Genomic DNA, 3,084 nt, shown 5'->3' on the forward strand with positions numbered 1-3,084 from the left:
GATCATGACAGACGGATTGATCTTTCTGGCTTCCGAAATAATAATCTTACAGCTCTCCTTGTCGATAAGGTTGGCGAGATCAAACCGGAAACCGTCGATGTGGTATTCAGTCATCCAGTAATTCACACTCTCCAGAATCAGTTGGCGGACGGCGGCACTCTCCGTTCGGGTGTCATTCCCGCACGCACTCTTTGCTATATAGTCACCCTTTTCATCCAGCCGGAAGTAGAGGCCGCGATCCACATATTTAAAGGGGTGGTAATCGTAGTCCGACACATGGTTGTAGACCACATCCATGATCACAGCGATTCCTGATTCGTGAAAGGCTTTTACCATCTGTTTGAATTCTGAGACAGCCTTGCCGCTCATTCCGTTCCACGCTGCGGGTGCGTCGGTGCCATCCGAAGCATAATAACTTTCCGGGGCGAAGAAGAATGTTGTCATATATCCCCAGTGATTCCTTGCATAAGGGTTCCACGTGTTATGAACGGCTGTGTTGGGATCGAGATAGGGTACCTCTACGTTGGCAAAGTCCATGGCAGGGAGAAGCTCAACCGCGTTGTAGCCCATCTCCTTGATATGGACAATGCCACCACGTTGCATGGGATCGACAAGGCCAAGGTATGTGCCGGGATTCCCGGCCCTTGAAGAAAAATGAGCGGTCATATCCCGCACGTGAAGTTCACAAATCATGGCGTCCCTCGGGTCGAGCTTAATCCAGGTATCCTCCTGCCAATCAAACCTGTTCTCGACCACCAGGGATTTTGCCACGTGTCGGTACGTGTTTTGGGTTACGGCAGTCTTTGAATAAGGGTCCGCAATAATGACGTCAGGATCAAAAGAGTGACTCGTGGAGGAAGGACCGTCTAGACGGTATCCGTAGAGTGATCCGTATCCTGCGCCGTCCACTTCGACTGTCCATCTCCCAGGGTCATCTTGAATCATGGGGTATTCCGTCCCCGATTCTGCCTCAGCAGAGTCGAAAATAACGACATACACACGCGTCGCCCTCGGAGCGAACAACTTGAACAGTGTCTTCTTATCCTGAACGAAGGCACCGTACGATAACATTTGTCTTCCTGAGCTAACGTTCGGGAGAAGGATAATGAAGAGGGTGAGTTAGAAGCTCCGTGATAATATCCTTATCAGTTCCGTCCCGCTTCCGATTCAGCACCCCTCCAGAGTCTCTCTGGCCAACTGGTCGATGACAGCCCGAAAGCTGCCCGATTCAGCATAGGACTTCAGCTGTCTGTCTGCGCTCGTACCTTCCTTGAGAATCGTCCTCACGTACTCAACTTCTTCACGCGTTCCCAGGGAATCGACCACGTCATCCAGAAGTTCCAGTAACTCTTCCATCAATGTCCGGAATGGAACCTCTCGCTCTTTGCCGAAATCGATGAGTTTTCCGTCAGTGCCATCCCTGATAGCGCGCCATTTGTTCTCGGCGATCAGGGAACTTCGGTATGATCGCCAGGTCTGATTCTTCTGGCGATATTGAATCAGTTTGGCCACCAGGGCCTGTACAAGAGCTGCTATGGCAATTACCTCGTCCACTTTTGTGGTACAGTCACAGATCCTGAACTCAAGAGTGGGGAACTTGGCGTGGGGCCGTATGTCCCACCAGATCTTCGTGGGCTCATCGATACAGCCGCAGTTGATGAGCGTATTAACGTATTGTTCGTAATCGAGTGCTGAATTGAATGTCTCCGGTATGCCTGTGCGAGGTAAGTCTTCGAACACAATGGATCGATAAGACTTGAATCCGGTGTTGTGCCCCCGCCAGAATGGCGAGGAAGTGGAGAGAGTGAGAATATGTGGCAGAAAGTATCTAATCTGGTTCATGATATCTATCTGGAGATCTTTGTTTGGGATTCCCACATGAATGTGCATGCCGAAGATTAAGAGACGTTTTGCCACGTACTGCATGGAGTCGTATAATCCCTTGTACCGTTCCAAATCCGTGACGATCTGATCCTGCCAGTGTGAGAACGGATGCGTTCCAGCGGCAATTATTTGACGACCGGATTTCTGTGCGATATCCGCCAACATGCTGCGTAATCTCCGGATTTCACTCTTGGCTTCAGCGATATTCTTGCACACTTTGCTGCCGATCTCAACCTGGGATTGCAGAAGCTCTGGTTTTACCTGGTCACGGAAGAGAACAGCACCTTTCTCAAGGAATTCAGTGACGAACGAAACGAGTTCACCGGTCTCAGGATCGATGATCTGATACTCTTCTTCGATGCCTATGGTTAAGTCTTCCAGATCCATGGTGCAGTTTTTCTATCACGTTCAATTTACGAATCACCGGACGCGGGGCAAGGAAAAAAGCGGGGAGGAGGTGACGGGCAGTAACAGCTAGACAGGTACTGTGACACCCTACCAAGAAAGGAAAACGGCCTTAAAATAAGCTGGCGATAAAGGGTTGGCAGAGCCGTGGATTATCTCAAGATCCTTCGGAGGATGCATGACTATCTGACCCCGATGACAATCGGGGGAGTTTCATGCATCCCCAGTGCGATAGTCAACTCCAGTCAGCTCATTTTTCAGCCAAGTTTCTCCACAGGATCTAGAGATTTTGCAGTACTTTTTTTACGCTAAGAAAAGTACGAGACAAAACGATGTTCTAGATAATCCCGCGGCCAGAATGCGGAGGGAGTGTAAGGAACGGAAGTTCCTGGGGAAGCACTCAGATTGGACAATCGCCACAAGATCTTACACGATTCCTCATCTTCCCCTATCGTTTGGATCTGTGAAGCAAAATGCCTAAAATGACGAGGAGAGCCGTCTCTTCCACCGGGTGATCTGTTCAGAAGACAATTCAAGGAGAGGTGAACTGTGGACTTCATAACCATGGTGAATGTTATCCATATTCTTTCTGCCGTTCTCTGGGGAGGAGGTGCTTGTGTCGTGGCATGGTTCGTCACCCCGGCAGTTCAGGCGACGGGACCGGAAGGTCTGGCATTCATGAGAGGACTAACCCAGGGAACACGGTTTGTCTCTTTCATGACCTTAACATCCCTTCTTGCTGTTCTTTCGGGATTGTACATGTACTGGGAGTTTTCTGGTTACCTGGATATGGAG

General features: G+C 49.8%; 3 protein-coding genes. 1 reads left to right on the forward strand and 2 read right to left on the reverse strand.

The window, feature by feature from the left end:
• The coding region (locus V3U24_03365; GenBank protein ID MEE9166488.1) for an alpha-amylase family glycosyl hydrolase at positions 1-1,071 on the reverse strand (1,071 nt) is incomplete at its 3' end.
• 96 nt (positions 1,072-1,167) lie between these two features.
• Entirely contained in the window at positions 1,168-2,271 is a 1,104-nt protein-coding gene (locus V3U24_03370; protein ID MEE9166489.1) for a carboxylate-amine ligase, read from the reverse strand.
• Between the two features lie 567 nt (positions 2,272-2,838).
• Between V3U24_03370 and V3U24_03375 the strand changes: the two genes are divergently transcribed.
• The coding region (locus tag V3U24_03375; GenBank protein MEE9166490.1) for a hypothetical protein at positions 2,839-3,084 on the forward strand (246 nt) is incomplete at its 3' end.

The sequence above is a fragment of the Candidatus Neomarinimicrobiota bacterium genome, from assembly GCA_036476315.1.
GTDB lineage: Bacteria > Fidelibacterota > Marinisomatia > Marinisomatales > S15-B10 > JAZGBI01.

Bases quoted from the DNA above. Each gene is read 5' to 3' on its own strand.
- V3U24_03370 (MEE9166489.1), bottom strand. From the start codon at position 2,271: ATGGATCTGGAAGACTTAACCATAGGCATCGAAGAAGAGTATCAGATC.